Here is a 2766-nt window from a genome sequence, read left to right as displayed (position 1 = left end):
CCGGATGCCGAACGGCACGTCCGGTGGTGCGGGAGGTGAGGACTGGTAACGGTCCTCACCTACCCGATACGAAGCACGTCACCCGTCTGCGCGCGCCGATCGCGTGCTGGCGTCGGTCGCCACGGTCCTACCTGCGAGGCACCATCAGCCGTCTGTGCGCGGTGCTGCTCGGTGTCGCCTGTCAGTACAAGGCCCGTTCTCGGGCGCTGCTCGCGCGGGTGTCACGCCGCCGGCGACCGGCGACTCGATAGCACTGAGGCGTCGGCCAAGTTTACAGATCGGCCTTGACGCGATTGGACGGCCGGAAGTATTCTGAAACACGCGCCAACTGTCTGTATCCAATGGCTTTGACGTCGAACCGGCTGGGAGGGGTTCCCGAAGATCCTCCTTGGCGCGGCGCTTGCGTGTCAGGTCAGCGGTGATCGAAACCTTGAGGATGCAAGGAATTATGAAGAGAGTCTTGGCAAGCGTCTGTGCAGCATTCCTCTTGTTGACCGCCGTTCCGGCGATGGCGGGGCCGGTAAACATCGATGGAGTGTTCGGTGGAAATGGTGCTGGCCAGGAATGGGACGGCGCCGCAACCTACATCATCGGCAACGGTGGCGGCACGGCTTATTTCAAAGCCGACACGGATTTCATCTATGGGGCGTTCGACATCACCGGCTGGACGTCGGCGATGGGGGCTGCTTCGCACGGTAACCTCTTGGGCTTTGGTGTTTGGAAGGTGAATGGTGGCTATGGCGGGACGGGGGTCGAGTTCCAGCAGGCCACAGGCCAAGCGAATTGGGGCAACGACGGCAATTCTGGGACGATGAACGGGCTTGTGTCGGCTTGGCGAATCAACGGCAGCGCTCCACTAGGCTCAATCCCCGGTAGCCTACAGGCGATGGATTCGTTCGTGACGGGTCACCGCGTCTGGGAGGTAATGATGCCGATCAGCACCATGGGCGTGAGCGCCGGGGATACCATCTGGGCGGTTGGAGGCATCAACTACGGTGGTCAACCACATTGGTATCCCGACTACTTCCCCACGGGGTGGAACCAATACGCCCCTGTCAAGGTGGAAGCTGGCGCGTCCGTTCCCGACGGCGGGGCGACGCTGAAGCTTCTGGGCAGTGCGCTGGTTGGTCTTGGCGCGCTGCGCCGGAAGTTCCGCGGGTAGCGTCCTCCACGGTCGCGGCGAAAGCAAGAAGGGCCGGAGCAATCCGGCCCTTCTCGTTGTACGACGCCCATTGCCGTGCTGGGCTGCCAGCTGCGAGCTACCCGCTGTCCCTCGACGCTGCTCGCGGGACAGCCCTGATCGCGAGTGCCTTGTCCGCGCGGCCCCTGGCGTCGTCGGCCCTGCCGGCGAGGAACAGCAGCGACCCCGCCTTCAACTGGGCGTCCGCGTCCTTCGGCAGGAGGTCGGCCGCGCGCACCGACTCGGCGAGTGCGCCGGCGCCATTCCCTTGGCGCAGGTAGGCTTCGGCAAGCTTGAGGCGGGCCGGCGCGAACATCGGGTCCTTCTCGACCGCGTTGCGATACTCCAGCACGGCGGCCGCCACGTCGCCCTTGTCCAGGTACGCGTTCCCGCGCTTCAGGCGGCTCTGCGCGCTCCCCGAGCACCCAGTCACCGCCAGCGCGACCACGGCCGCGCCGACGGGCAATCGGATCCAATGGGGGACGTGCATGACGATCGCGCCTCCAGCGGGGACGATACCACGGCTACGAATGCGCCCTGGCCGCAATCGCTCACCCCTGCACAGTCGGCCAGGCCACCTCGCCCTCCGGCGTCGTCGTCACCCCGTTGGCCAGGTTCATCAGCGTGCGGTGTACGTCCACGAGCGCCAGCGTGTTGCGCTCGCTGTACCGGCGCAGGTCGTGCAACGCACTCGCCACGTCGTCCTCGCTCACCTGCGCGTCGATCAGGCTCGCATACGCCCGCGTCGCGGTGAGGCCGTCCTTGATGCTCAGCCCCTTGTACGTCAGCCCGGGCGCCAGCACCGGACCGATCGCCTTGAGCGAGTAGTTGCCCAGGAAGTTCAGGTCGTACACGTGGTCGCGCACCAGCTCCAGCAGGTCCACCAGCCGACCACGAATCCGCTGCAGCGCCGGCGCCAGGTCCGGGAACACGTCCGAGAGCTGCTGCAGCCGCCACGACTCGTAGTCGCTGTACACCACGATCGGCTCCCAGTACGACCCCACCGCCTCGATCAGGCTCTCGGCAAACCGCCGCCGCGGATCCTCCCCGGGCGGCACGATCTCGTCGATGTGCGTCAGCCGCCCCTCGCCGTCCACGTGATGCAACGACCACTGGAAGGGAATGTGCTGCGCCGGACGCGCCCCCTCGAACACCGGGATGAGCGACACCAGGCACTCGAAGTCGAGATAGAACGCCGGCGGCCCGAACGCCTTCAACGCCTCCGGCAACGCCGGATCCACCGCCAGGTGCCCCTGCCGCGCCGCCAGCCGCGCCCGCGCCCGCTTCGGCCCGATCGGCTCGCTCTCGGGCACGTCGCCCATCCGCTCGAAGCCCCGCGCAATCCACTCGTCCACCGACGGCCCCGGCTCGTGCGGGAAATGCCCCGTCCAGTCGGCCGGCAGCGGATCCACACACTGCGCCGTGAACGCACAACACCCGCAATGCGTCCCCTTGGCCACCTCCGGCATGCGCGGCAACGCCACCATGTCCTTCAGGTGCTCCAGCCGCGTCACCACGCGCGGCAACGCCCGCGCCGCACGGATCGTGAGCGACCGCCGCCCGAAGAACACCTGGGGATCGATGGG

Annotated in this window: 3 protein-coding genes; 1 reads left to right on the top strand and 2 read right to left on the bottom strand. The window is 67.0% G+C overall.

What is annotated here, in order from left to right:
- The first annotated feature begins 448 nt into the window (after window positions 1-448).
- Window positions 449-1162 (top strand): hypothetical protein, encoded by a 714-nt coding sequence (locus tag ACIRDX_RS22605; RefSeq protein ID WP_396627671.1) that lies wholly within the window; start codon window positions 449-451, stop codon window positions 1160-1162.
- A gap of 97 nt (window positions 1163-1259) precedes the next feature.
- On the opposite strand, the gene ACIRDX_RS22600 is transcribed toward ACIRDX_RS22605, so the two are convergent.
- Together ACIRDX_RS22600 and ACIRDX_RS22595 are read right to left on the bottom strand one after the other, a co-directional pair.
- Window positions 1260-1670 (bottom strand): tetratricopeptide repeat protein, encoded by a 411-nt coding sequence (locus ACIRDX_RS22600; protein ID WP_396627670.1) that lies wholly within the window; start codon window positions 1668-1670, stop codon window positions 1260-1262.
- Window positions 1671-1731: 61 nt separating this feature from the next.
- A partial coding sequence (locus ACIRDX_RS22595) for a DUF2779 domain-containing protein (protein ID WP_396627669.1) occupies window positions 1732-2766 on the bottom strand: 1035 nt, incomplete at its 5' end.

This window comes from Luteitalea sp. (assembly GCF_044337415.1).
Taxonomy (GTDB): domain Bacteria; phylum Acidobacteriota; class Vicinamibacteria; order Vicinamibacterales; family Vicinamibacteraceae; genus Luteitalea.
Note: the sequence above shows the minus strand (reverse complement) of the source record. Positions and strands in the feature narration are given on the sequence as shown.

What these genes read in the sequence shown, in the direction of transcription:
- ACIRDX_RS22605 (WP_396627671.1), top strand. Translation starts at nt 449, where the DNA reads ATGAAGAGAGTCTTGGCAAGCGTCTGTGCAGCATTCCTCTTGTTGACC.
- ACIRDX_RS22600 (WP_396627670.1), bottom strand. Translation starts at nt 1,670, where the DNA reads ATGCACGTCCCCCATTGGATCCGATTGCCCGTCGGCGCGGCCGTGGTC.